We start from the raw sequence: 26,282 nt of genomic DNA on the forward strand, positions 1-26,282 counted from the left end.
ATCCCGATCAATTTACTTCACTCCGCACCCTGCCTACAATTTCCGCCTCTTTTGCAGAGCCGCACGCCGCGGCTTCTGCTGTGGCCATCCGCGATGGTCAGCTGACCTGACATCAGTGAGTCTTCCATGTTTAAACCTGAACTGCTCTCCCCGGCGGGAACGCTGAAAAATATGCGCTACGCCTTTGCCTACGGCGCTGACGCCGTTTATGCCGGCCAGCCGCGCTATAGTCTGCGCGTCCGCAATAATGAATTTACGCATGACAATCTGGCACAGGGGATCGCCGAAGCGCACGCGCTGGGTAAAAAGTTCTATGTGGTGGTCAATATCGCGCCGCATAACGCCAAACTGAAAACCTTTATTCGCGACCTTACACCGGTGGTGGCGATGCAGCCCGACGCGCTGATCATGTCCGATCCGGGACTGATTATGCTGGTGCGCGAGGCGTTTCCGGCGATGCCGATCCACCTTTCCGTGCAGGCCAACGCCGTCAACTGGGCCACGGTGAAATTCTGGCAGCAGATGGGGCTGACGCGCGTCATTCTGTCACGCGAGCTGTCGCTGGAGGAGATTGCGGAGATCCGCACGCAGGTGCCGGAGATGGAGCTGGAGATTTTTGTCCACGGCGCGCTCTGCATGGCCTACTCCGGTCGCTGCCTGCTCTCCGGCTATCTCAACAAGCGCGATCCAAACCAGGGCACCTGTACCAACGCCTGCCGCTGGTCGTATAAGGTCTCAGAAGGCCAGCAGGATGAGGTCGGCAATATTACCGGTATCCATGAACCGGCAGAGCAGCAGGCTCCCGTGCCCGGCCACAACGCGCCAACCGACCGGTTGTTTCTGCTGGAAGAGAAGATGAAACCGGGCGAGGTGATGAGCGCGTTTGAAGATGAGCACGGTACCTACATCATGAACTCAAAAGATTTGCGTGCGGTGGCGCATGTGGAACGGCTGAGCGCAATGGGCATTCATTCGCTGAAAATTGAAGGGCGTACCAAATCGTTCTACTACTGCGCGCGCACCGCGCAGGTCTATCGCCGCGCGATTGACGACGCCGCAGCGGGTAAACCTTTTGATACCTCACTGCTCGCCACGCTGGAAGGTCTGGCGCATCGTGGCTATACCGAGGGTTTCCTGCGGCGTCACACCCACGACAGCTACCAGAACTATGAGCAGGGCTTTTCCGTTTCTGAACGTCAGCAGTTTGTGGGCGAATTTACCGGCGAGCGGCGCGGCGACCGGGCGCAGATTGCGGTGAAAAACAAATTCCTGCAGGGCGATGTGGCAGAGATCATGACGCCGCAGGGCAACCTGACCTGCACGCTGGAGGCGATGGAAAACGATCGCGGCGAGGCGGTCACCGTCGCTCCTGGCGACGGTCATCGGGTCTGGATCCCGGTGCCGGCAGAGGTGGATCTCCGCTTTGCGCTGCTGCTGCGCAACCTCACTGAAGGCAATACCACCAGCGATCCGCACGGCAAAAATCGCACAAAATGAAAAAAAGGCGGCGAAGTTAGAACAGGATCACAGACGGTCACAGCGCCGCGCTTTAGAATCCCGCCTGCTGCTAATGAGTAACAATATCCAGCGTGCACGACCAGGAACCACCTCATTTACCCGCCCGGCTCCCCCGCGCGGGTTTTCTTTTTTCAGCGCCTGCCGATAAAGTTCCCGCCGCAGCTATGCTATAACCACATCCCTGTCTCACGTTTCAAGGAACTGAAGATGCACACTACACCGCTCACGCTGCTGATCCTGAATGGAAAAGGCGCCGGCAATGAAGATCTGCGCGCGGCCGTTAATACGCTGCGCGAAGAGGGCTTTAATCTGGCCGTGCGCGTCACCTGGGAAAAAGGTGATGGCGATCGCTATGTACAGGAAGCGGTTGCTCTGCAGGCGGAAACCGTTGTTGCAGGCGGCGGCGACGGCACCATTAATGAGATTGCCACCGCGCTGGCCGCTATACCCGAGGCCTCACGTCCGGTACTCGGCATTCTGCCGCTCGGCACCGCCAACGATTTTGCCACCAGCGTGGGCATTCCGGCGGAGATGGAGCCGGCGCTGCGCCTTGCCGTGGTGGGTAAAGCCACCGCTATCGATCTGGCGCGGGTGAATGGCGACCGCTACTTTATCAATATGGCGACCGGCGGCTTTGGTACGCGTATTACCACTGAAACGCCGGAGAAACTGAAATCCGCGCTGGGTGGCGTCTCCTACTTTATTCACGGCCTGATGCGCGTGGATGCGCTCAAACCTGACAGCTGTGAAATCAGCGGGCCTGGCTTCAGCTGGCAGGGTGATGCGCTGGTTATCGGTATCGGTAACGGTCGTCAGGCGGGTGGCGGGCAGCGCCTCTGCCCCGATGCGCTGATCAACGATGGTCAGCTTAACCTCAGCATTGTTACCGCGCAGGAGCTGCTGCCAACGCTGCTGCATTCGCTGACGCGCGATGATGAGAACCCCAATATTGTGTCGGCTCAGCTCGACTCGCTGACTATTCGTTCGCCGCATGAGATGACGTTTAATCTGGACGGTGAGCCGCTGAGCGGCAGCGAGTTTACTATCGACGTGCTGCCAGGCGCGCTCAGCTGTCGCCTGCCGCCCCAGTGCGCGCTGCTGGCCTGACGCCGCACGCATCGCCGGGTGCGCTTTGATACGCACCCGGTGGTTTGCCGGGCAAAACGGCTTAACCTCCCGTGTTACACCTTCATCCAGCGCCGCTCAGCTGCCGAAACTGCGATGGCTTCCAGCACTTTCTGTACCTGTAACCCTTCGGCAAAGTCTGGCCACATGCGATCGCCTGCCGCAATGCCGTTGATCAGATCGCGGATCTCCACGGTTTTCTGATCGTTAAACCCGATACCGTGCCCGGCGGAGACGCAGAAGCTGGCGTAGTCGGGATGCGCCGGTCCGGTGAGCAGCGTTTTAAAGCCCTGCCGTCCGGCTGGTTCGTCGTGGATATAGAGCGCCAGCTCGGCCATACGCTCCTGGGTATAGCGCAGCGTACCCCGGGTGCCGGTGACCACATAGGTCAGCCCCATCTTGCTGCCACAGGCAATACGTGAAGTCTCAATCACGCCGTGCGCGCCATTGCTGAAGCGCAGCAGCGCGCTGGCCTGATCCTCATTCTCGACCGGCAGCAGACGCGCAGGATTTTTAGGGTCGGGGCGCTGCGCGATTACCGTCATCATGTCGCCACTGACCTCCTCAATGTCGCCCACCAGATAGTGCGCCATATTGACGATGTGCGCGGCCAGATCGCCGAGTGCGCCCAGCCCTGCCAGTTTTTTCTGACAGTGCCAGTCCAGCGGCGTCTGCGGGCTGGCGAGGTAATCTTCATTATGCGTGCCGTAAAAGTGCACCACTTCACCAATCTCGCCGCGCGCGATGATCTCCCGCGCCAGCTGGCTGGTCGGATTTTTCATGTAATTAAAACCCACCAGCGTTTTTACACCCGCCCGCTCTGCCGCCTGCACCATCTCCTCTGCATCCGCCACGCTCAGCGACAGCGGCTTTTCCGAGTAGACATGTTTGCCGTGGCGGATCGCCTCCAGCGCCATCTCTTTATGCAGGAAGTTGGGCGCGCAGATATCGACAACGTCGATCTGCGGATCGCTGACCAGCTCGCGCCAGTCGCCGGTGGAGCGGGCGAAGCCAAACGTGGCCGCCTGCTTTGCCGCCAGTGCCGGATCGACTTCAGCCAGCATCTCCCGCACGATCTCACCTTTCAGGGCAAACACCGTGGGCGCCTGCGCATAGGCGATAGCGTGACACCGCCCGATATATCCGCTGCCGATCATTCCTATTCTGACTCTGTTCATGCTGCACCCGTGAAAAGTGGAGGAGGTTTCGCGGAATATATGTTTCATTTTTTGGCGCCACAATGGCGAAATGAAATATCTGTGATCATTGATGTGGAGCACACGACAAAATCAACAAATCCCGCTGTAATTTTGCAGTACTTTGGTGATATTCCTCACATTAAGTCAGGCAGTGGCGGTTTATTCAGCAGTCAGTAAAAATTTTGCAAAAGGGCTTTGACACGCAGCAGGCTGCCCGATATTATGCGCCCCGTTCCACACAATTCCTCTGTAGTTCAGTCGGTAGAACGGCGGACTGTTAATCCGTATGTCACTGGTTCGAGTCCAGTCAGAGGAGCCAGATTCTTAAAAAAAGCAGCCTGTAAGGCTGCTTTTTTTATGCCTGCGTGTTATCCGCCCTACCACCAGTGATGAAAGTGGTGCACCGGCCCGATGCCCTTTCCTGCCTCCAGCGAATCGGCCTGCAGTAGCGCCTGCTGCAGCCAGCCTTTTGCCGCCGTCACCGTATCAGCCCAGCTCTCATGACGCGGCCGCAGCGCTGCCAGCGCCGCCGAGAGGGTACAGCCGGTGCCGTGAGTATGGCGCGTCGCTACGCGCGGGGCCGTAAAGCGGAAACGTCCGCTGCGGGTAATCAGCCAGTCCGGGCTTTCCGCATCCTCCAGATGTCCCCCTTTCATCAGCACCGCGGCACAGCCGAGATCGAGCAGCCCCTCCCCCTGCTGCTGCATGGTGCGCTCATCGCGGGCAGGTGTTATTTCCAGCAGCGCCGCGGCTTCCGGCAGATTAGGCGTGATCAGCGAAACCTGCGGCAGCAGCCGCTCACGCATCGCCGCCACCGCCTCTGGCGCCAGCAGCGCATCGCCGCTTTTGGCAATCATTACCGTATCCAGCACCACAAACGGCAGCCGCGCGCGCGCCAGTTTCTCTGCCACCACCGCCACAATAGCGCTCTCTGCCAGCATGCCGATTTTTGCCGTATCGATACGGATATCGCTCAGCACCGAATCCAGCTGGGCGGCGACAAACGCCGGTGAAATGTAACAGACCGACTGTACGCCACAGGTGTTTTGCGCCACCAGCGCGGTAATAACGCTGGTGCCGTAGGCGCTGAGCGCAGAAAAGGTTTTGAGATCGGCCTGAATGCCCGCGCCGCCGCTGGGATCGGTGCCGGCAATGGTCAGGGCATTTATACGGGGCAAGCCGCGCGGTAAAACAGAGGAAGGGTGGGTCATCATAGCGCTCCTGTCAGGCGTACAGGAAGGCGAATGCGCGCAGGCATCTGACTTCCCTACGCTGGCATTATCCAGATCAGGTAATACGGGTATTTCTCAGCCTTCACAAAGAAGGGCACCCCGAGTCATGGTGTCTGTTACGACACACCGGCAGCTTAGGGGAAGCGATCGCACGAAGCAAGCCGCAGAGAGCAGAAAGCTTGATCTGCGCGGTAGCAGAAGCAGACAGACCGCTGGAGTGACCGGTTTATTGATACAGCGCAAGCCGCGACAACGCGGCAGCATGCTTAATCTGCTGCCGGATCACCCTGCCGGATATCACCATGCTTAACCTGCTGCGCCATCTTATTCCGCACGCTCACCGCTGGCATCAGATTACCATCAGCCGCCACGGCGTCCTGAATCCTGCCGGACGTTACTGTCAGGCTACCTTTATCACCGCGCGCTGTCGCAGCTGTGGTGTGCAGCTGCATAAGCTCTACTACCGCGACCTCAGCGATAGCGAAGCGCGCCGCTGGCTCGGCTGATTTAGCGCAAAAAAAAGCCCCGCAGCAAGGTGCGGGGCGCGGGCCGGACAGCGAGATTTACTGTGCTGGCTGGGTGCGGATCAGATAATCAAAGGCGCTGAGTGACGCTTTAGCGCCCTCGCCGCTGGCGATGATAATCTGCTTATACGGCACTGTGGTGCAGTCGCCGGCGGCAAATACACCTTTCAGGCTGGTTTCGCACTTCGCATCGATAATCACTTCACCCATGCGGTTGCGCTCTACCGCGCCTTCAAGGAAGCCGGTATTAGGCAGCAGACCAATCTGAACAAAGATGCCGCTCAGCGCCAGCTCGTGCGTAGTCTGGGTGGTGCGATCCAGATACGCCAGCCCGGTGACTTTGCTGCCGTCGCCTTTAACTTCGGTGGTCTGGGCGTTAAGGATCACGTCGACGTTTTTCAGGCTGCGCAGTTTATCCTGCAGCACTTTGTCAGCGCGCATTTCACCGGCAAACTCCAGCAGCGTAACGTGCTCAACAATACCGGCCAGATCGATGGCCGCTTCCACGCCGGAGTTACCGCCGCCGATAACCGCGGTACGCTTGCCTTTAAACAGCGGGCCGTCGCAGTGCGGGCAATAGGTCACGCCTTTGGTGCGATACTGATCTTCGCCCGGTACGCCCATGTTGCGCCAGCGCGCGCCGGTGGCGATGATGATGCTGCGTGATTTCAGCACCGCGCCGGAAGCGGTTTCAATGGCGTGCAATCCCCCTTCCTGCGCGGCGGGAATCAGTTTAATAGCGCTCTGTGTGTCAATCACATCTACCGCGTAATCATCGACGTGCGCGCGCAGTGAACCCGCCAGCTTCGCCCCTTCTGTTTTTGGTACAGAGATGTAGTTTTCAATATCTACCGTATCCAGTACCTGACCACCAAAACGCTCGCCCATCAGGCCGGTGCGAATACCTTTACGCGCGGAGTAGATAGCCGCTGCGGCGCCTGCCGGACCGCTGCCGATAATCAGGACTTCATAAGCATCACGCTTATTCAGCTCTTCTGCCGCACGCTTGTCAGCGTTGGTATCAACTTTTCCGACGATTTCGGCCAGGCTCATGCGGCCCTGTCCAAACTCTTTGCCGTTCAGATAGACGGCCGGCACGCCCATGACGTTGCGCTCGGTAATTTCATTCTGGAACACGCCACCATCAATGGCGGTGTGGCTGATACGCGGATTCAGTACCGCCATCAGGTTCAGCGCCTGCACCACATCCGGGCAGTTATGGCAGGAGAGCGAGTAGTAGGTTTCAAAGTGCAGATCGGTATCAAGTGACATCACCTGATCCAGCAGACTCTGCGCCTCTTTAGAGGGGTGTCCACCGGTCTGGAGTAGCGCCAGCACCAGTGACGTAAATTCATGACCCATCGGCGAGCCGGCAAAGCGCGGACCGCTCTGGCTGCCTGGGTTGGTGATCAGAAACGACGGTTTGCGTACCGGACGATCGTTCTCTTCACGGAAGCTGACTTTGTCAGAGAGCGCGGCAATATCTGCTAACAGCGTACGGATCTCAGCAGATTTGGTGCCCTCATCCAGGGTAGCAATCAACTCAACCGGTTTCGTTAGTTTCTCAAGGTAAGCCTTAAGCTGGGTTTTTAAATTGGTGTCGAGCATAGTGAGTTCCTGTGAAGAAAATCGGGTGCCGCAGCACCCGATAAAAAAGAGACCGAATGGCGTCAGGTAACTTAGATTTTACCGACCAGGTCCAGTGACGGAGCCAGCGTGGCGTCGCCCTCTTTCCATTTAGCCGGGCAAACTTCGCCTGGGTGAGAAGCCACGTACTGTGCAGCTTTCACTTTGCGCAGCAGGTCAGAGGCATCGCGGCCAATACCTTCAGCAGTGATTTCGATCGCCTGAATGATGCCTTCCGGGTCAACGATGAACGTACCGCGATCGGCCAGACCTTCTGCCTCACGCATAATTTCAAAGTTGCGGGTCAGCGCGCCGGTTGGATCGCCGATCATGGCATACTGAATCTTACCGATGGTCTCGGAAGAACCGTGCCAGGCTTTGTGGGTAAAGTGCGTGTCAGTAGAAACGGAGTAGATATCTACGCCCAGTTTCTGGAACTCTTCGTAGTGGTCTGCAACGTCACCCAGTTCGGTCGGGCATACGAAGGTGAAGTCAGCCGGGTAGAAGAAGAAAACACTCCATTTACCTTCAACGTCTTTCTCGGTTACGTCGATGAATTCGCCGTTTTTGAACGCTGCGTTTTTGAACGGTTTAATTTTGGTGTTAATGATTGACATAGTGACCTCCGTTAAAAAGATGTGATGCAGGCTACAGTTTTTTCAGGCCAGGTGCTAATACGCAGACGTTATCAATCAGATAAACAAAAGCTATCAATGCAGCGAGACCAGATCCGGTGCGGCTTGCCGCGGCATTCTACACAGAAAAGCGGCGGCGATAACAGGCTTTCTCAGAATGCGGCTAAACTGCTATTTTTTTTACAGGCTGGCACGCATGACCGCGTGCCATAAGCGATGCTTGCGATTCAGGAGACCCCGCACGTGAATATCCGACCTTTTCAGGAGAGCGATCGCCCGTTTCTGCGCACGCTGTTTCTCGCCGCGCGCCGGCACAGCTGGACGTGGCTCAGCGGTGATGCGTGGCAGCTGGAGGATTTTGATGCGGTGATTCTGGGTGAAACGGTGCTGGTAGCGGAGATCGGCGGCGAACGCGCGGGTTTTGCCGGTATCCTTGATAACGACAATTTTCTGCACAGCCTCTATGTTGACCCGGCGTATCAGGGTCAGGGTGTGGGCAGCGCGCTGCTGCAGCAGGTTACAGCACGCTTTACCTCAACCGGCGCGCTGAAATGTCTGGCTGCGAACCGGGCCGCGCTGGCGTTCTACCAGCATCACGGCTGGCAGCGCGTCGCCAGCGGCGAAGGCGAACAGGGTACCTATGTGCTGATGCACTATCCGCTGGCGGGGCGCGCCAGCGAAACGGCGTGAGCTACACCGCCCGGAAGGCGATATCGCCCGGGATCACCTCACCCTGCCAGTAAAGCTGAGCGGCTACGCGCCCCGCCAGCTGGCGATAGAGGGCGGTAAACTCGCTCTCTGGCCGGCGGATCACTGTAGGCGTCCCGTCATCCAGGTCTTCCCGCAGGTGAATATGCAGCGGCAGCTGTGCCAGCAGGCGGGTGTGGTAATCCTGTACCAGCCGCTCAGCGCCGCCGGTGCCGAAAACAGGCTCATGATGGCCACACTCACTGCAGATATGCATGCTCATGTTCTCCACCACCCCCAGCACCGGCACCGCCACTTTTTCAAACATCACGATGCCTTTGCGCGCGTCCAGCAGCGCGATATCCTGCGGGGTGGTCACCACCACGGCGCCGGTGACGGGTACGCTCTGCGCCAGCGTCAGCTGGATATCGCCGGTGCCGGGCGGCATATCGAGAACCAGATAGTCGAGGTCGGGCCACAGCGTCTCGTTGAGCAGCTGCAGCAGCGCCTTGCTCGCCATCGGTCCGCGCCACACCATCGCATTATCGTCCGTAACCAGATAGCCAATTGAGTTGGTCGCGAGCCCGTGCGCCATAATCGGTGCCATGTGCGTGCCGTCAGGCGATGTCGGACGCTCCGCTTCCGTTCCCAGCATATTCGGAATGGAGGGACCGTAAATATCCGCATCCAGCAGCCCCACGCGCGCCCCTTCGGCGGCCAGCGCCAGCGCCATGTTAACCGCCGTACTCGACTTGCCGACGCCGCCTTTGCCGGAGCTGACCGCAATGATATTTTTCACGCCGTTCACGCCCGGCTGATTTTTTACCCGCTTCAGGGTGGCGATATCGTGACGCAGACGCCAGTCGATGGCGCGCGCCTGCGTCAGCCGCAGCAGCTCCGCGCTGACCTGCGCTTTGAGATCCTCAAACGCGCTGCGCCAGATAAACGGCATAACCAGCTCGATATGCAGTTTTTCATCCAGCAGCGCCACGTGCCGCAGCGCTTTCAGCGTAGTGAGATTCTGCTGCAGCGTGGGGTGCGTAAATGCGCTCAGCACGCCGCTGACCACGGCACGCAACGCTTCAGGTGAATGATAATCCCGGGATTGTGTGCTCATCCCCTCTCCTTATTTCATCATGACGCCAGAATGTAGCGGTATAAGGTCAATCATATCAGAGCAGCGCGAAAAAGAGCGCGACGCGCCTCCTGTGTTTACGCCGGAGGGTGCTTCGGTTAACATCTAACCCCGATTTTTCATTAACGGAAAGCTACGCAAATCATGACTCAAGTCGCTAAAAAATTACTGGTAACGTGCGCCCTGCCGTACGCAAACGGCTCTATCCATCTTGGTCACATGCTGGAACACATCCAGGCTGATGTATGGGTCCGTTACCAGCGAATGCGTGGCAACCAGGTTTACTTCATCTGCGCAGACGATGCGCACGGCACGCCGATTATGCTGAAAGCACAGCAGCTGGGCATCACGCCGGAGCAGATGATCGCCGAGATGAAGCAGGAGCATGAAACTGACTTCGCCGGCTTCAATATCAGCTATGACAACTATCACTCAACGCATGCCGATGAGAATCGTCAGCTGGCTGAGGTGATCTACACGCGCCTGAATGAAAATGGCTTTATTAAGAAGCGCACCATTTCGCAGCTCTACGATCCGGAAAAAGGGATGTTCCTGCCCGATCGCTTTGTGAAAGGCACCTGCCCGAAATGTAAAGCGGCCGATCAGTATGGCGATAACTGCGAAGTGTGCAGCGCCACCTACAGCCCGACCGAGCTGATTGAGCCGAAGTCAGTGGTATCCGGCGCTACGCCGGTACTGCGTGACTCCGAGCACTTCTTCTTTGATCTGCCGGCGTTCAGCGAGATGCTGCAGGCGTGGACGCGTTCCGGCGCGCTGCAGGAGCAGGTCGCCAATAAGATGCAGGAGTGGTTTGAGTCGGGACTGCAGCAGTGGGATATCTCCCGCGATGCGCCCTACTTTGGCTTTGAGATCCCGGACGCGCCGGGCAAATATTTCTACGTCTGGCTGGATGCGCCAATCGGCTACATGGGCTCGTTCAAGAACCTGTGCGACAAGCGCGGCGATATCGACTTCAGCGAATTCTGGCAGAAAGATTCCGCGACCGAGCTTTATCACTTTATCGGTAAAGATATCGTCTATTTCCACAGCCTGTTCTGGCCGGCAATGCTGGAAGGCAGCGGTTTCCGCAAGCCGACCAACCTGTTTGTGCATGGCTATGTCACGGTAAACGGCGCGAAGATGTCAAAATCGCGCGGCACCTTTATCAAAGCCAGCACCTGGCTGAAGCATCTTGATGCCGACAGCCTGCGCTACTACTACGCGGCCAAGCTCTCTTCGCGCATTGATGATATTGACCTGAATCTGGAAGATTTCGTGCAGCGCGTTAACGCTGACGTAGTGAACAAAGTCGTTAACCTGGCTTCGCGCAACGCCGGTTTTATCACCAAACGCTTTAACGGCGAGCTGGCCGCTGAACTCGCCGATCCGGCGCTGTACCAGACCTTTGTGGCGGCATCAGAGAAGATCGGCGAAGCGTGGGCGAACCGTGAATATAACCGCGCTATCCGTGAGATCATGACGCTGGCCGATCTGGCGAACCGCTATGTTGATGAGCAGGCACCGTGGGTGGTGGCGAAACAGGAAGGCCGCGACGCTGACCTGCAGGCGATCTGCTCAATGGGCATCAACCTGTTCCGCGTGCTGATGACCTGGCTGAAGCCGGTACTGCCGTCGCTGAGCGAGCGCGCTGAGGCGTTTCTGCAGAGCGAACTGAGCTGGGATGGCATCGCGCAGCCGCTGCTGAATCACAGCGTGGCACCGTTTAAAGCGCTCTATGGCCGCATTGAGATGGCAAAAGTGGAGGCGCTGATTGAGGCATCGAAAGAGGATGCGGCGGCAGCCAGTCAGCCTGCGGTGAGCGGCCCGCTTGCTGACGCGCCGATTGGCGACACCATCACCATTGATGATTTCGCCAAAGTCGATATGCGCGTAGCGCTGATTGAGCAGGCGGAACTGGTTGAGGGTTCAGACAAGCTGCTGCGCCTGCAGCTCGATCTCGGCGGTGAGAAGCGTCAGATCTTCTCCGGCATTCGTGCTGCCTACCCCGATCCTTCGGTACTGGTGGGCAAGATGACCATTATCGTGGCCAACCTGGCACCGCGTAAGATGCGCTTTGGCGTATCGGAAGGGATGGTGCTCTCAGCCGGCTCTGGCGGCAGCGATCTGTTTGTGCTCTCGGTGGACAGCGGCGCACAGCCCGGCATGCCGGTTAAGTAATCGCTTTTCTTTTTTTACAGCCCTCTCCGCTGCGAAGAGGGCTGCTTTTCCGCTCCCGCCTCCTTCCTGAACGACCCTCTGCGCCAGTTCTGCCGCGCACGCAGGCCGGACTCTGGCACGCTAAGCGCGTAATGCGTATGATGTAAAACAGATGACCGAAGCCGGAGATGTCTGACGTGTTAACTGCCTGCTGGCGCTATCTGCGCGCCTTTATGATTATCTATGCCGCGCTCTATGCCGGTATCGCGCTCGCCGCCCTGCTTCCCTTTACTATTCCCGGCAGTATTATCGGTATGCTGCTGCTGTTTTTACTACTGGGGCTGCAAATTCTGCCGGTCCGCTGGGTAAAGCCCGGCTGCCATCTGCTGATCCGCTATATGGCGCTGCTGTTTGTACCGATAAGCGTCGGCGTCATCAGCTATACCGATGTACTTTCCGCGCAGTTTGGGCCGATTGTGGTCTCCTGCCTCACCAGTACGCTGATGGTGCTGGTGGTGGTGGGTTTTAGCGCTGAACGCCTGCAGCGCCCGAAACAGGAGCAGCCGCATGAGTGACGCCTGGTGGTCTCTGCCGCTGACGCTGGCTGCTTATTTTGTGGCGCGCCGGCTGGCGGCAAAGCTCAAAATCTCGCTGATTAATCCGCTGCTGGTAGCCATGGCCATCATTATTCCGGTGCTGCTGCTGACGCATACCCCCTATACGCGCTATTTTGCCGGCAGCGCACTGCTGAATCAGCTGCTGCAGCCAGCGGTCGTGGCGCTGGCGCTGCCGCTTTATGAGCAGATGCATCAGATCCGCGCACGCTGGAAAACCATCATCAGCGTCTGCTTTATTGGCAGCCTGACCGCCATGGTATCCGGCACGGCGATGGCGCTGTGGCTGGGCGCCACACCGGAGATCGCTGCGACGCTCTTACCCAAGTCAGTCACCACCCCGATTGCGATGGCGGTCTCTGCCTCGCTGCACGGTATTCCGGCCATCAGCGCTATCTGCGTGCTGATCGCGGGCGTATTTGGTGCCGTATTCGGGCACATGCTGCTGAACCTGCTGCGCATTCGCAGCAAAGCATCGCGCGGCCTGGCGATTGGCAACGCGTCACATGCGCTGGGCACGGCGCGCGCGGCGGAAATCGACTATCAGGAAGGGGCGTTCAGTTCACTGGCGCTGGTGATCTGCGGCATCATTACCTCTTTACTGGCACCGTTTATCTTTCCGCTGCTGCTGGCGTGGTTTGGCTGAAAGTTTGCGAGAGATCTCGCAAAGTTGAAACAACTCAATGAGCTTGCATTGTCATAGCGACATGGATCACATATAACTCAGCAGGCGGCGCCCCGCCGCTGATGAGTTAATGAGGCCTGACACCATGCACCCACGATTCTCTTCCGCTTTCTCCGACCTGCCGGCTGCCCTGCAGCAGGCGCTGCAGCCGCTGCTGGACGCGCCCGATTTTCACGGCGTGCTCCGCCCTGACGAGTTGATACAGCTGCAGCAGGTCACCGGACTGGAAGAGGATGCGCTGGCGCTGGCGCTCCTGCCGCTCGCCGCCTGCTGTGCGGTTGCGCCGCTCTCGCGCTTTAACGTTGGCGCTATCGCGCGTGGCGTCAGCGGCCACTGGTATTTTGGGGCAAATATGGAGTTTCGCGGCGCCACGATGCAGCAGACGGTACACGCTGAGCAGAGCGCGATTACCCACGCCTGGCTGCGCGGTGAAACGGCGCTGGCGGCCATCACCGTAAACTACACGCCGTGTGGCCACTGCCGTCAGTTTATGAATGAGCTGAACAGCGGTACGGCGATCCGTATCAGTCTGCCGGGCCGTGACGTGAACACGCTGGCCCACTACCTGCCCGATGCATTTGGTCCTGCCGACCTCAATATTACCGAACGGCTGATGACGCCGGTTGACCATGCCTTTGCCCCTGCCGGCGATGCGCTGCAGCAGGCGGCAATCCGGGCTGCCAGCCAGAGCCACGCGCCTTATAGCTTCAGCTACAGCGGCGTGGCACTGGAGAGCCACAGCGGCGCCATTTACAGCGGCCGCTATGCGGAGAATGCCGCCTTCAACCCGAGCCTGCCGCCGCTGCAGGCCGCGCTGATCCTGATGAATATGCATCATGAACCACTGGAAACTATTCGCCGCGCGGCGCTGGCCGAGTCTGCAGAGGGTACGCTGACGCAGGCGGACGCCACGCGGGCGACGCTGGCCGCGCTCGGCTGCCGTGAGCTGACGATTACTTTAGTTTCAAAAACATCCGTTTAGTGATCCTTTTACCGCTTTTGTGACCTGCTGTTAACAAAAGCTGTACATCTGCCGGAATTTTCATAGGATCGGGCGCCAGACCTTCACAATAATCAGATCTGGCGTGACCTTTTCGTAGCGATACGTCAGCAAACACTGCAACCGGAGCAAACATTGCATGGAACTCGAGTACGAAAGTAAACGCCCGCTCTATATCCCCTATGCGGGTCCGATTCTGCTGGAATTTCCGCTGCTGAATAAAGGCAGCGCCTTCTCTCTGGAAGAGCGAAACGAATTTAATCTTAATGGCCTGCTGCCGGATGCGGTTGAGACTATTGAAGAGCAGGCGGAACGCGCCTGGCGTCAGTTCCTGGATTTCAAAAACAACAACGACAAGCACGTCTATCTGCGCAATATCCAGGATACCAACGAAACCCTGTTCTACCGCCTGCTGGATAATCATCTTGAAGAGATGATGCCGATTATCTACACCCCGACCGTGGGCGCGGCATGCGAGCACTTCTCCGAAATTTACCGTCGCGCGCGCGGCGTATTTATCTCCTACAACAATCGCGATCGCATCGAAGACATGCTGCAGAACGCCACCAAGCAGAATGTGAAGGTTATTGTGGTCACGGATGGCGAGCGTATTCTGGGCCTGGGCGACCTCGGCATCGGCGGCATGGGTATTCCGATTGGTAAACTGTCGCTCTACACCGCCTGCGGCGGCATCAGTCCGGCTTACACCCTGCCGGTGGTGCTGGATGTCGGAACCAATAACCCGCAGCTGCTCAACGACCCGCTCTATATGGGCTGGCGTCATCCGCGCATTAGCGGCGAAGAGTATGAGTCGTTTGTGAATGAATTTATTCAGGCGGTGAAACGTCGCTGGCCAAACGTCCTGCTGCAGTTCGAAGATTTTGCACAGAAAAACGCCATGCCGCTGCTGCAGCGCTATCGCGATGAAATCTGCTGCTTCAACGACGATATTCAGGGCACCGCAGCCGTTACCGTTGGTACCCTGATTGCCGCCAGCCGCGCCGCAGGCAGCCGCCTGTGCGAGCAGAAAGTGGTTTTCCTCGGCGCCGGTTCTGCAGGCTGCGGTATCGCTGAACAGATTATTGCGCAGATGAAATCGGAAGGGCTGAGCGATGATGAAGCGCGTTCGCGCGTCATGATGGTTGACCGCTTTGGTCTGCTTACCGACAAGCTGCCAAACCTGCTCGACTTCCAGAGCAAGCTGGTGCAGAAAAGTGACAACCTGAAAGCCTGGGACGTCACCAGCGACACGATTTCGCTGCTGGATGTGGTGCGCAACGCGCAGCCCGATATTCTGATCGGCGTATCGGGCCAGCCAGGCCTCTTTACCGAAGAGATCATTCGCGAGATGCATAAGCACTGCAAACGCCCTATCGTGATGCCGCTCTCTAACCCGACGTCACGCGTGGAAGCGACGCCGGCGGATATTATCGCCTGGACCGACGGTGCCGCGCTGGTTGCCACCGGCAGCCCGTTCTCACCGGTGACCTGGAAAGGCAAAACCTATCCGATTGCCCAGTGCAATAACTCCTATATCTTCCCGGGCATCGGACTCGGCGTGATTGCCGCGGGCGCAACGCGCGTGACCGATTCCATGCTGATGACCGCCAGCCGCGCGCTGGCTGACTGCTCGCCGCTGGTTAACGACGGCGAAGGTCCGGTCCTGCCGGAGATCAAAGATATTCAGGGCGTCTCCAAACTGATTGCGATGGAAGTGGGCAAAGCGGCACAGCTGGCTGGCGTTGCCGTGGTAACGTCGGAGGATGTGCTCTCTAAAGCGGTTCACAACAACTTCTGGCTGCCGCAGTATCGCCACTACCGCCGTACCTCTATCTGATCGCCTCAGCGCCGGATTTCGATCCGGCACTGCCGAAAAAAACATCAGCCAGCCGGGGTGAGCTTGCTTAGCCGCCCCGGCTCAAGTAGCCTTGAAGCACCCTGAATCCTGCCTGTTGAGTTGCCGCGCGCATGCTGAAACGCGTTTTCTTTGCTCTGATCATCATCATCTTAGCGATGGTGGCGACCGCGCTCGGCCTTGATCGCTGGATCAGCTGGAAAACCGCGCCGTTTATCTATGAAGATGTCGCCTCGCTGCCGCATCGTCAGGTTGGCGTGGTACTGGGCACCGCGAAATATTATCGTGCCGGCGTCATTAATCAGTATTACCTCTATCGCATGCAGGGCGCGCTCAACGCCTATAACAGCGGCAAAGTTAACTACCTGCTGCTGAGCGGCGACAACGCCCAGCAGAGCTATAACGAGCCCGCCACCATGCGACGCGATCTGATTAAAGCTGGCGTCGATCCAGCCGATATCGTGCTGGATTATGCCGGTTTTCGCACGCTCGACTCCATTGTGCGCACGCGCAAGGTGTTTGACACCAACGACTTCATTATTATCACCCAGCGCTTTCACTGCGAGCGGGCGCTCTACATTGCGCTGCACCTTGGCATTCAGGCACAGTGCTATGCCGTACCCTCGCCGAAAAATATGCTGTCGGTGCGCGCGCGCGAAGTCGGTGCCCGGCTGGGCGCGATGGCCGATCTCTATCTGATGAAGCGCGAGCCGCGTTTTCTCGGACCGCTGGTGCCAATTCCGGCAGTGCATACGGTGCCGGAAGATGCGCAGAGCTATCCGGCGGTCACGCCTGAACAGCTGCTGGAGCTGGAAGAGAAGCTGCGTAAGTAGCCTTTGCTGCGGCCGGCAGCCATAAAAAAAGGCTGCGCCAGCGCAGCCTTTTTCCGTTACTTCACGCTTATTTCTTGCGCGAGTATTTCAGTGAATCCAGCGCCACGGCGAAGATAATGATGCCGCCCTTGATGATGTACTGCCAGTAAGGGTTCACGCCGATGTAAGTCAGGCCGTAGTTGATTACGGTAAAGATAATTACCCCGGTCACGACGCCTGCGACCGTACCCACACCGCCGGCGAAGGAGACGCCGCCCACCACGCAGGCGGCAATCGCATCCAGCTCATACATAAAGCCGAGGTTGTTGGTGGCGCTACCAATACGGCCCGCTTCCAGCAGACCGCCAAACGCATAGAACACACCTGACAGGGCATAGACCAGAATCAGGTTGAACGGCACGTTAACGCCTGAAACTTTTGCCGCTTCCGGGTTACCGCCAATCGCAAAAATGTTTTTACCGAAGCGGGTTTTATTCCACAGGATCCAGACAAACACGATAGCGATAATGGCGTAAAAGGTGATAAACGAGAGCTTGAAGTCACCAAAGCGCAGGAAACCCTGGGTAAAGGTGGAGAAGCCCGCGTCAAAGCCGGCGATCGGCGAGGCACCGACAAAATCGTAGTAGAGGGAGTTAATACCATACACGATGATCATCGTACCCAGCGTGGTAATAAACGGCGTTACCTTGAGGTATGCGATGATCACGCCGTTTACCAGGCCAATCACGCCGCCGATAATGCACACTACCAGAATAACCAGCGGAATCGGCATGGTTTCCAGATGCGGGAAAACCTTGTTCGCGTTATCCATCGACTGCAGCAGCGTCGCCGCCACTACCGCCGCCAGGCCAACCTGCCGCCCGGCGGAGAGGTCAGTACCCTGAGTCACAATCAGCCCGGCCACGCCCAGCGCGATAATAATACGCACCGACGATTGCGTCAGGATGTTACTCAGGTTCATTAAACTTAAAAACGTCGGATCCTGAAAAATAATAATCGCCAGCAGAACAAACAGGACGACGTAAATACCGCCCTCTTTTAACCAGGTTAGCGCATTCTTTTTAGTAGTCGCTTTCATTTTAAAGCCCTTGCTTCATTAAAGGTGTAATGACGCTAAACGCAGGATTTCATTCTGCGAGGTCGTTTTTGTATCGACAATACCGGCTACCTGACCGTTACTCATTACCAGAATACGATCGGTTATACCCAGCAGCTCTGGCATTTCTGAGGAGATAATAATAATGCCCTTCTCTTTTTTGGCCAGTTCTGAAATCAGCTGATAAATTTCAAATTTAGCCCCTACGTCAATACCGCGCGTAGGTTCATCAAGCATTAATATTTCCGGCTGGGTCAGCAGCCAGCGGCCAATAATGACCTTCTGCTGGTTACCGCCTGAAAGCGAGCCAATCTGCGTATGGTGACCTGGCGTTTTTACCCGCATCGAGTCAATAACCCACTGGGTATCGCTCTTCATACGCTTATTATCAAGCAGGCCGATACTGGATTTATATTTTTTAATATTGGAGATAAGCGAGTTAAAGCCGATATCGAGATAGGCGTAGATCCCGGTGGAGCGACGCTCTTCTGTCACTAGCGCAAAACCGTGGTTAATCGCCTCGTTTGCACTGTGGTTGTTGATCGCTTTGCCGTGCAGCCGGATAGTTCCGCCCGACTTCTCGCGAATGCCAAACAGCGTCTCAACGATATCGGTACGCTTGGCACCCACCAGTCCGGCGATACCGAGGATCTCTCCTTTATGCAGGTCAAATGAGATATCACGAATCGAGGGCTGACGCAGTGAAGTGAGGTTGCGGACTTCCAGAATCACCTCGCCCGGCACGTTGCTCTTATCCGGGAAGCGCTGATTGAGCGAACGACCCACCATCATGGCGATGATCTTATCCATATCCAGCCCTTCCAGCGACTGAGTGGCGATCCACTGTCCGTCGCGCAGAATGGTGATCTCGTCGCACAGCTGAAAGATCTCTTCCATCTTATGCGAGATATAGACAATACCGCAGCCGCGATCTTTTAGTTTACGAATAATAGTAAACAGGTGGTTAACTTCTTTTTCCGTCAGCGAAGAGGTCGGTTCATCCATAATGACAATTTTGGCGTCATAGGAGAACGCTTTGGCAATTTCAATCATCTGCATCTGCGATACAGAAAGATTCGCCACTTTATCGCGCGGATCGATATCAATATCGAGTTCATCAAAGATCGCTTTGGTATCGCGATACATTTTGTCCTGATCGACAAATGGCCCTTTACGCGGGTAGCGACCCAGCCACATATTATCCATCACGCTGCGCTGCAGCACGAGGTTTAATTCCTGATGCACCATTGAGACGCCATTTTCCAGCGCTTCTTTGGAGCTTTTATAGTCAATCTCCTGGCCCTGAAAAAGAATACTCCCCGTATCTTTTTTATAGATGCCAAATAAGCACTTTAATAATGTCGATTTTCCGGCGCCGTTTTCACCCATTAAGGCATGGACGGAGTGCGGCCGCACTTTCAAATTCACATTATCTAAGGCTTTCACCCCTGGAAATGATTTCGAGACATTCGTCATCTCCAGCAGATATTCACGCTGTGTGGTCGGATTCTCACTGGCCATAATTTACCTGGCTAAAAAAAGCGTATGCAGATGCAATAAGGCGCGGCAAATTGCCGCGCCCGGAATAGATTACTTCGCAAACTGAGAGAGGTTCTCTTTATCTACGGCGACATAAGGCACGCGAACCACTTTATCTTCCATCTTGAAGTTAGTGCCCGCGGTTGGCTCTTTGCCATCTGCCAGGTTCTTCGCGATATCCAGCGTGGCTTTCGCCTGGTTTTCCGCATCGTTCAGCACGGTACCCGCCATCGCACCCGATTTCACCAGCGCCAGCGCTTCTGGCAGCGCATCAACACCAAACACCGGAATGCTTGATTTGTTGTGTGCTTTCAGCGCTTCAACCGCGCCCATTGCCATTGCATCGTTGTTGGCAATGATCACTTCAATTTTGTTAGCGTTCGGACCGGAGAGCCACGCATCGACTTTATCTTTCGCCTGAGCGGTATCCCACATTGCGGTATCCATCGCCAGCTGCTGCGTCTTGATGCCATCTTTGTTCAGGGTGTCGATAACATATTTGGTACGCGCTTCAGCATCCGGGTGCCCTGGCTCGCCTTTCAGCAGGACAAACTGAATCTGTCCATCTTTGTTCAGATCCCAGGCTGGCGTCGATTTCCAGTGCTTCTCAATCAGCTCGCCCTGTTTGATACCTGACTCTTTTGAGTCTGTACCGACATAATAGGCTTTCGGATAGCTGGCCAGCACTTTGGCGTTCGGCTCTTTGTTGAAGAACACAATTGGTACGTCATTGGCTTTTGCTTTGTCGATGACTACCGCTGCCGCTGCCGGATCTACCAGGTTAATTGCCAGCGCTTTCACGCCCTTGGCCATCAGCACGTCAATCTGATCGTTCTGTTTGGACTGGTCATTCTGCGAGTCATTCATCAGCAGCTGAATGCCGCCCAGCGTTTTCGCCTCTTTCTCGATATCCTTACGCACCATTGACATGAAGTTGTCATCATATTTGTAAATGGTCACGCCAATGCGGGTATCGGCGGCGTGTGCAGTTGCACCAAACATCATGCTGGCAACCAGTGCTGTGAGCGTGAAAACCTTCTTATTCATGGTATCTCCGGTTTTAATTATGCAGGGTATTTCATTGCGCCCTGCTGCCTGCGGGCAGCGAACGCAGTCGGTTGAAACGCTATCATTCTGGAGCAGGCGCGGGCGTTAGCCGGACCGCTCTCCCTATCCTGACTTCCCTGTACGTAACCGCTTCCTGAAGAGTGTTGTGAACCATTTCAATCGGCTACTGAAACCTGTCCGGAGAGGCGTGACCCGGCGTTTCATGATGTTTCAGTCCGGTAAGACGCTGCCATCATAGTGAGCGGTCTGGTAATTAACTGTGAATGTAATCACATATTGGAAACGGTTACATGGCGCTATCGCCTGGATTAGTGATCGACTCCACAATTTGTCGCTGGGCCACTGAGTGACGCCGCACCAGCGTAGGCATGAAGCAGTGCGATGCCTGAGGATCCAGCTCACCGGCTGCGCCTTTTAGCGCCAGCTCTGTTGCCAGTTTTGCCATAGAAACAATGGGATAGCGTACGGTTGTCAGCTGGGGATCGGTGTAACGGGAAATAGGAATGTCATCAAAACCGATGACAGAAAAATGCTGCGGCACCTGAATGCCGTTATCTTTCAGCGCCGTCAGGGCGCCAGCCGCCATGCCATCGTTATAGGAAAACACGGCGGTCAGATGCAGATTGCGCCCGAGCAGCTCCACCATCGCGGCTTCACCGCCCTGCATATCGGGTTCAGCATGGGCGATCCACGCCTCTGCCGGCTGGATACCCTGCTCTGACAGCGCCTGCAGCCAGCCATCGCGGCGCTGGGCCACATCTTCAATCGGGTGGCTGGAGCTGAGATAGCCGATACGCTGATGCCCCTGCTGCAGCAGCATGCGGGTGGCAACCTGCGCACCGGTTACATTGTCGAGACAGACGCAGCGATGCTCGTAGCCGCGGATCACCCGGTTAACCAGCACCATTCCCGGCACCTGATCCATAAACTGCGTGAGTTCAGCGTCTGAAAGCGTTTTCGCATGTACCACCAGCGCATTGCAGCGCTGACGGATCAGCACCTCAATGGCGTGTCGCTCTTTATCTTCCTGATGCCAGGAATTACTGATGAGAACATGCTTATGCACCCGCTGCGCCACGGTATCCACCGCTTTCACCAGCGCGCCAAAAAAGGGATCGGAGACATCCATGACAACGACACCAATCGTGTCGCTGACCTGGGTGGCGAGCGCCTGTGCGTTGGCGTTCGGACGATAGCCCAGCGATTCCACCGCCTGCAGCACGGCGTCGCGGGTATCAGAGGTGACGGCACTGCTGTTATTGAGCACGCGCGACACGGTGGCAACAGAAACTCCCGCCAGTCGGGCGACATCACGAATCGTTATCATGCAGCGGTTCCACAAAGGCTGAAAGACGCGACGGGCGCGTAATAGCGCTATAGTGTCAGGCCGCAGACTTCAGCTACGTGAAACAGCTCACATCAATGAAAACGGTTACATTGCTTTATACGATCTTTGTGATGCAGGTCATTATCTGACAGGCGGCACTGCGGTGCCGGTTGCAGAGAGACGCTGCGTCAGCCAGCGCCACAGCCACTCCAGCGGCCCCTGACGATAATAGCGCAGCCAGAGCGCTGAGAAGAGAAGATTGACTACCCAGATAACGGGCACCAGCGCCAGCAGCTGTAACCGGTTAAAGTGCAGGAAGAGATCAAACCGGTAGAAAAGCGTGGTACAGATTAGCGTCTGTAACAGATAGTTGCTCAGCGCCATGCGCCCCACTCCCTGAATCAGGTTGCATAGCCGGTTACGCGCGAGCGCAGGCCAGAAGCCGAGACAGAGCGCCGCATAGCCGAGGCTGATAAAAGGCGAGGCGAGATCGCGCGGCACCTGCAGATAAAAGCTGGTCCAGCGCTGCGCCCACTGCAGCTGCCACTGCGCAACGATACCCGGCACCGCGATTAGCCAGCCGGTCGTCAGCAGCAGCAGTGCGGCGCGCCGGTAGTGCTGCAGGCTGAACTCACCGGTCAGCCAGCCGCAGCGCAGCAGCGCGGCACCCATCAGCATCAGCCCCGCCAGCTGCCAGCCATACTGGGATGCCAGCGCCATCAGGCCCGATGCGAGCAGATCGAGCCGGTTGCGTACCGCTTCCCAGCCGCCCACCAGCTTCCAGTAACTTTCATACTCCAGCACAGCGGCACCCGGCTGCCAGCCGCTGCTGCTCTGATTGCCGGAGATCGCTCCGAAGATAAGCAGCACCGCACAGCCGACCAGATAGAGCAGCACGCCGGTCTGAAACAGCGCACGCTCAGAGGGCACTTCACGCAGCAGACGCCAGATAATCAGGCCGATAAGCCCATAGTCGAGGAGAATATCCCCTTCCCAGAAGAAAACGCCGTGGATAAACCCGAGCAGCACCAGCAGCGTCAGGCGCGTGCTGATCCAGCGCTTACCGCGGGGGATCTGCAGCGCCAGTCCGGCGCCAAACAGCAGTGCAAACAGCGTGAGGAATTTCAGCTGCGCCAGCCCGTCCAGTATCGCCCAGGTCCAGGCATCCTGCGGCGTAACGCTGCCCTGCCAGGCGGGATTAAGATAGGCGGCTGACGGCAGGCCAAAGCCGGTAATATTGAGCAGCAAAATGCCCAGAACCGCGCATCCGCGAATAAAATCCAGCGCCTGGTAGCGTTGCATTGCGGCCCTCAGCCATCAAAAAAGGCGGCACCGGGGCCGCCTGGGGATCAGATATGACGTACCGCGCGCAGGAACTCCTGACGCGTATTCTGGCTCGATTTAAACAGCCCGCCCAGCGACGTGGTCGTGGTTGCGCTGGTCGCATCTTTCACGCCGCGCGCTTTTACGCAGTAGTGAACTGCATCAATCGACACCGCCACGTTAGTGGTGCCAAGCAGCGTCTGCAGCGCGACCAGCACCTGCTGCGTCAGCCGCTCCTGCACCTGCGGGCGCTGGGCGAAAAACTGCACGATGCGGTTGATTTTCGACAGGCCAATCACTTTGTCTTTGGGAATGTAGGCCACCGTCGCCTTGCCATCGATGATCACAAAATGGTGTTCGCAGGTGCTGGTCAGCGTGATGTCACGCACCGTCACCATCTCGTCCACTTTCATTTTGTTTTCGATGACGGTGATTTTCGGGAAGTTGGCGTAATCGAGACCTGAGAAAATCTCATCCACATACATTTTTGCGATGCGATGCGGCGTCTCCATCAGGCTGTCATCTTCCAGGTCCAGATTCAGCAGCTGCATGATTTGCGTCATGTGACCGGCAATTTCACGCTTGCGCGTTTCGCTATCCATTTCGCGCACCGGGGCGCGTAACGGCGTTTCCAGACCGCGCGCCAGCAGCGCTTCATGAACCAGGGCGGCTTCCTGACTTAAGGTGCTCATCGTTCTCATTCTCCGGCAGGTGATGCGCCCGCGGAACATAGCCCGCGGGGGAAATTCTGAGCGCGTATTGTGAAACACAACGCAGGCTTAATCCAGTAATCAATCTGATTGGCAATCAGCACGTGCGCGTGCGCGGCACCAAAAGGCGCAAAAAAGCGGCTGTTGCTGTCGCTATCACTACACTTATCAGCAGCGCGCCTGGCTAAACTGCAAAAGCGGCAATAACGCACTTGCCAGCCGCCGGCGGGCAGTTTAGACTCACAAAATATGAATAACATTGCACTTGTTGTTTACGGGATGAGAAGATGGATTTAGTTCAGCTGCGAATGTTCTGTTGTGTAGCCGATACCGGTTCTCTGGCGCGTGCCGCTGAACAGCTGCATCGCGTGCCCTCTAATCTCACTACGCGCCTGCGCCAGCTGGAAGAGGAGATCGGGGTTGACCTGTTTATCCGCGAGAAGCAGCGCATGCGTCTGTCACCGATGGGGCATAATTTTCTCAACTACGCCCGCCGTATTCTGGCGCTGAGCGATGAAGCGCTGAATATCGCCCGCGCCGGTGAGCCAGGCGGCAATTTTGCTTTTGGTTCAATGGAGAGCACGGCAGCTACCCGCCTGCCGGCGCTGCTGGCCGCCTATCATCAGCGCTACCCGGCGGTGGCGCTCTCCCTGGTGACCGGCACATCGGGCGATATCATCGACAAAGTGCGCGCCGGCACGCTGGCGGCGGCGCTGGTTGATGGTCCGGCTCCCTATGATGACCTGAACGGCTGTATCGCCTTCAGCGAAGAGATGGTGCTGATCTCCAGCCCTGAACATCCGCCGATCCTCAGCGCACGCGATACCCAGCAGGATACGCTGTTTGCCTTTGGCAACAGCTGCTCCTACCGCACCCGGCTGGAGAGCTGGTACCGCGACAGCCAGAGCGCACCGCGCAACGTCATGGAGATCCAGTCCTATCACGCGATGGTTGCCTGCGTGGCGGGCGGCGGCGGCGTGGCAATGCTGCCCGCCTCCGTGCTGGCGCAGATGCCGGCGCGCGAGCGGGTACAGGAGCACGCGCTGCCGCCGCTCTATCGCGATACCGCTACCTGGCTGATGTGGCGACGCGATGCGTTTACGCCAAACGTCGAGGCGCTGAAATACCTGATTATTGATATGTTTGATGACCGGCCACAGCACGACGGCCTGCTGCATCCGCTGCCGGACAGCGAGCAGACGCTGCTGAAATAAGTAATGACCACCAGGGCCACTGGCCCGCATCTACCGCAAGAGGGATTGCATGAACATGATTAAAACCCGTGCCGCCGTTGCCTGGGCACCTGGCGAGCCGCTGAAAATCGAAGAAGTGGATTTGATGCCGCCGCAGAAAGGCGAAGTGTTAGTACGCATCGTTGCTACCGGCGTTTGCCATACCGACGCCTATACGCTCTCCGGCAAAGATCCGGAAGGCGTTTTCCCGGCCATTCTCGGTCATGAAGGTGGCGGCGTGGTGGAAGCGGTGGGCGAAGGGGTTACCAGCGTGGCGGTGGGCGATCACGTTATCCCGCTCTACACTCCGGAGTGCGGCAAATGTAAGTTCTGTCTCTCCGGCAAAACCAACCTCTGCCAGGCGATCCGCGCCACCCAGGGCAAGGGACTGATGCCGGATGGCACTACGCGCTTCTTTAAAGATGGCCAGCCTATTTTCCACTATATGGGCACCTCTACTTTTTCCGAGTACACCGTTGTACCGGAAATCTCGCTGGCGAAAATCAGTAAAGAAGCTCCGCTGGAAGAGGTGTGCCTGCTGGGCTGCGGCGTGACCACCGGCATGGGCGCGGTGATGAATACCGCTAAAGTTAAAGCGGGCGACACCGTGGCAATTTTTGGTCTCGGCGGTATTGGCCTCTCGGCGATCATCGGTGCGCAGATGGCAAAAGCGGGCCGCATTATCGCTATTGATATCAATACCAGCAAATTTGATTTGGCACGCAAGCTGGGTGCCACCGACCTGATCAACCCGAAAGATTACGATAAGCCTATTCAGGATGTCATCGTTGAGCTGACCGATGGCGGCGTCGATTTCTCATTTGAGTGTATCGGTAACGTCAACGTCATGCGTTCGGCGCTGGAGTGCTGTCATAAAGGCTGGGGTGAGTCGGTCATCATCGGCGTGGCCGGTGCCGGTGAAGAGATCTCCACCCGCCCGTTCCAGCTGGTCACGGGCCGCGTCTGGCGGGGTTCCGCGTTTGGCGGCGTGAAAGGCCGCAGCCAGCTGCCGGGTATCGTGCAGGATTATCTGGATGGCAAGTTTGCGCTGAACGATTTCATCACCCATACCATGGCGCTGGATGAGATCAACGACGCCTTTGATCTGATGCACGAAGGGAAATCGATTCGCTCTGTGGTGCACTTCAACAAATAACCGGAG

The 26,282-nt window shown here is 57.1% G+C and carries 23 protein-coding genes, 1 tRNA gene and 1 riboswitch; of the genes, 13 read left to right on the forward strand and 11 right to left on the reverse strand.

Going from position 1 to position 26,282, the window contains the following annotated elements:
* Positions 1 to 126 precede the first annotated feature (126 nt).
* Together yegQ and yegS are read left to right on the forward strand one after the other, a co-directional pair.
* Positions 127 to 1,497, forward strand: coding sequence for a tRNA 5-hydroxyuridine modification protein YegQ (gene yegQ, locus DBY66_RS07610; protein WP_039385414.1), 1,371 nt, complete (start codon positions 127 to 129; stop codon positions 1,495 to 1,497).
* Positions 1,498 to 1,725: 228 nt separating this feature from the next.
* Positions 1,726 to 2,625: a lipid kinase YegS gene (gene yegS, locus DBY66_RS07615; RefSeq protein ID WP_094111873.1), complete on the forward strand. Its 900-nt coding sequence runs from the start codon at positions 1,726 to 1,728 to the stop codon at positions 2,623 to 2,625.
* 74 nt (positions 2,626 to 2,699) lie between these two features.
* Here yegS and DBY66_RS07620 read toward each other — a convergent pair whose 3' ends face one another.
* On the reverse strand, positions 2,700 to 3,821 hold the full coding sequence (locus tag DBY66_RS07620) for a Gfo/Idh/MocA family oxidoreductase (RefSeq protein ID WP_039385417.1): 1,122 nt from the start codon (positions 3,819 to 3,821) through the stop codon (positions 2,700 to 2,702).
* A gap of 264 nt (positions 3,822 to 4,085) precedes the next feature.
* On the opposite strand from DBY66_RS07620, the gene DBY66_RS07625 reads away from it, so the two are divergent.
* A tRNA-Asn gene (locus tag DBY66_RS07625) sits at positions 4,086 to 4,161 on the forward strand.
* Between the two features lie 58 nt (positions 4,162 to 4,219).
* Here DBY66_RS07625 and thiD read toward each other — a convergent pair.
* Complete coding sequence (gene thiD, locus DBY66_RS07630; protein ID WP_108569608.1) at positions 4,220 to 5,020, reverse strand: bifunctional hydroxymethylpyrimidine kinase/phosphomethylpyrimidine kinase; 801 nt, start codon at positions 5,018 to 5,020, stop codon at positions 4,220 to 4,222.
* Positions 5,021 to 5,089: 69 nt separating this feature from the next.
* A riboswitch (TPP riboswitch) is annotated at positions 5,090 to 5,186 on the reverse strand.
* A gap of 190 nt (positions 5,187 to 5,376) precedes the next feature.
* Between thiD and DBY66_RS07635 the strand changes: the two genes are divergently transcribed.
* Positions 5,377 to 5,580: a hypothetical protein gene (locus DBY66_RS07635; protein ID WP_104085202.1), complete on the forward strand. Its 204-nt coding sequence runs from the start codon at positions 5,377 to 5,379 to the stop codon at positions 5,578 to 5,580.
* Positions 5,581 to 5,637: 57 nt separating this feature from the next.
* On the opposite strand, the gene ahpF is transcribed toward DBY66_RS07635, so the two are convergent.
* Positions 5,638 to 7,206, reverse strand: a complete 1,569-nt coding sequence (ahpF, locus tag DBY66_RS07640; RefSeq protein ID WP_071668018.1) for an alkyl hydroperoxide reductase subunit F — start codon at positions 7,204 to 7,206, stop codon at positions 5,638 to 5,640.
* A 71-nt stretch (positions 7,207 to 7,277) separates the two neighbouring features.
* Positions 7,278 to 7,841, reverse strand: coding sequence for an alkyl hydroperoxide reductase subunit C (gene ahpC, locus DBY66_RS07645; protein ID WP_039385421.1), 564 nt, complete (start codon positions 7,839 to 7,841; stop codon positions 7,278 to 7,280).
* 261 nt (positions 7,842 to 8,102) lie between these two features.
* On the opposite strand from ahpC, the gene DBY66_RS07650 reads away from it, so the two are divergent.
* Complete coding sequence (locus tag DBY66_RS07650) at positions 8,103 to 8,549, forward strand: GNAT family N-acetyltransferase (RefSeq protein WP_108569607.1); 447 nt, start codon at positions 8,103 to 8,105, stop codon at positions 8,547 to 8,549.
* 1 nt (position 8,550) lies between these two features.
* On the opposite strand, the gene apbC is transcribed toward DBY66_RS07650, so the two are convergent.
* Complete coding sequence (apbC, locus tag DBY66_RS07655) at positions 8,551 to 9,663, reverse strand: iron-sulfur cluster carrier protein ApbC (RefSeq protein WP_094111871.1); 1,113 nt, start codon at positions 9,661 to 9,663, stop codon at positions 8,551 to 8,553.
* A 162-nt stretch (positions 9,664 to 9,825) separates the two neighbouring features.
* On the opposite strand from apbC, the gene metG reads away from it, so the two are divergent.
* The 6 genes from metG (at position 9,826) to sanA (ending at position 16,825) form a co-directional block, all read left to right on the forward strand.
* Positions 9,826 to 11,859 (forward strand): methionine--tRNA ligase, encoded by a 2,034-nt coding sequence (metG, locus tag DBY66_RS07660; RefSeq protein ID WP_108569528.1) that lies wholly within the window; start codon positions 9,826 to 9,828, stop codon positions 11,857 to 11,859.
* Between the two features lie 167 nt (positions 11,860 to 12,026).
* Complete coding sequence (locus DBY66_RS07665; protein ID WP_039385425.1) at positions 12,027 to 12,413, forward strand: CidA/LrgA family protein; 387 nt, start codon at positions 12,027 to 12,029, stop codon at positions 12,411 to 12,413.
* Positions 12,406 to 13,098, forward strand: coding sequence for a CidB/LrgB family autolysis modulator (locus DBY66_RS07670; RefSeq protein WP_108569527.1), 693 nt, complete (start codon positions 12,406 to 12,408; stop codon positions 13,096 to 13,098). Before DBY66_RS07665 ends, DBY66_RS07670 begins: the two co-directional genes overlap by 8 nt.
* Before the next feature lie 124 nt (positions 13,099 to 13,222).
* A complete protein-coding gene (gene cdd / locus DBY66_RS07675) occupies positions 13,223 to 14,119 on the forward strand; it encodes a cytidine deaminase (protein ID WP_039386013.1) in 897 nt (298 codons plus the stop codon).
* A 157-nt stretch (positions 14,120 to 14,276) separates the two neighbouring features.
* Positions 14,277 to 15,974, forward strand: coding sequence for an NAD-dependent malic enzyme (locus tag DBY66_RS07680; protein ID WP_108569526.1), 1,698 nt, complete (start codon positions 14,277 to 14,279; stop codon positions 15,972 to 15,974).
* Between the two features lie 131 nt (positions 15,975 to 16,105).
* A complete protein-coding gene (gene sanA, locus DBY66_RS07685) occupies positions 16,106 to 16,825 on the forward strand; it encodes an outer membrane permeability protein SanA (protein ID WP_094111868.1) in 720 nt (239 codons plus the stop codon).
* 67 nt (positions 16,826 to 16,892) lie between these two features.
* Here sanA and mglC read toward each other — a convergent pair whose 3' ends face one another.
* The 6 genes from mglC to folE form a co-directional block, all read right to left on the reverse strand.
* A complete protein-coding gene (gene mglC / locus DBY66_RS07690; protein WP_039385433.1) occupies positions 16,893 to 17,903 on the reverse strand; it encodes a galactose/methyl galactoside ABC transporter permease MglC in 1,011 nt (336 codons plus the stop codon).
* A gap of 18 nt (positions 17,904 to 17,921) precedes the next feature.
* The gene (mglA, locus tag DBY66_RS07695) at positions 17,922 to 19,442 is read right to left on the reverse strand and encodes a galactose/methyl galactoside ABC transporter ATP-binding protein MglA (RefSeq protein ID WP_071668024.1); all 1,521 of its coding nucleotides are present in this window, start codon (positions 19,440 to 19,442) and stop codon (positions 17,922 to 17,924) included.
* Positions 19,443 to 19,511: 69 nt separating this feature from the next.
* A complete protein-coding gene (gene mglB, locus DBY66_RS07700; protein ID WP_071668025.1) occupies positions 19,512 to 20,507 on the reverse strand; it encodes a galactose/glucose ABC transporter substrate-binding protein MglB in 996 nt (331 codons plus the stop codon).
* A gap of 307 nt (positions 20,508 to 20,814) precedes the next feature.
* Positions 20,815 to 21,855: an HTH-type transcriptional regulator GalS gene (galS, locus tag DBY66_RS07705; protein WP_039385437.1), complete on the reverse strand. Its 1,041-nt coding sequence runs from the start codon at positions 21,853 to 21,855 to the stop codon at positions 20,815 to 20,817.
* Positions 21,856 to 21,996: 141 nt separating this feature from the next.
* Positions 21,997 to 23,157 (reverse strand): DUF418 domain-containing protein YeiB, encoded by a 1,161-nt coding sequence (gene yeiB, locus DBY66_RS07710; RefSeq protein ID WP_108569525.1) that lies wholly within the window; start codon positions 23,155 to 23,157, stop codon positions 21,997 to 21,999.
* A gap of 47 nt (positions 23,158 to 23,204) precedes the next feature.
* Positions 23,205 to 23,870, reverse strand: a complete 666-nt coding sequence (gene folE, locus DBY66_RS07715; protein ID WP_039385439.1) for a GTP cyclohydrolase I FolE — start codon at positions 23,868 to 23,870, stop codon at positions 23,205 to 23,207.
* Positions 23,871 to 24,175: 305 nt separating this feature from the next.
* On the opposite strand from folE, the gene DBY66_RS07720 reads away from it, so the two are divergent.
* Positions 24,176 to 25,102 (forward strand): LysR family transcriptional regulator, encoded by a 927-nt coding sequence (locus DBY66_RS07720; RefSeq protein ID WP_039385440.1) that lies wholly within the window; start codon positions 24,176 to 24,178, stop codon positions 25,100 to 25,102.
* A gap of 49 nt (positions 25,103 to 25,151) precedes the next feature.
* Positions 25,152 to 26,276, forward strand: coding sequence for an S-(hydroxymethyl)glutathione dehydrogenase/class III alcohol dehydrogenase (locus tag DBY66_RS07725; protein ID WP_039385441.1), 1,125 nt, complete (start codon positions 25,152 to 25,154; stop codon positions 26,274 to 26,276).
* Positions 26,277 to 26,282: the final 6 nt, after the last annotated feature.

Origin of the sequence: Pantoea sp. RIT413 (assembly GCF_003057675.2) — a bacterium.
Lineage (GTDB): Bacteria > Pseudomonadota > Gammaproteobacteria > Enterobacterales > Enterobacteriaceae > Pantoea > Pantoea eucrina.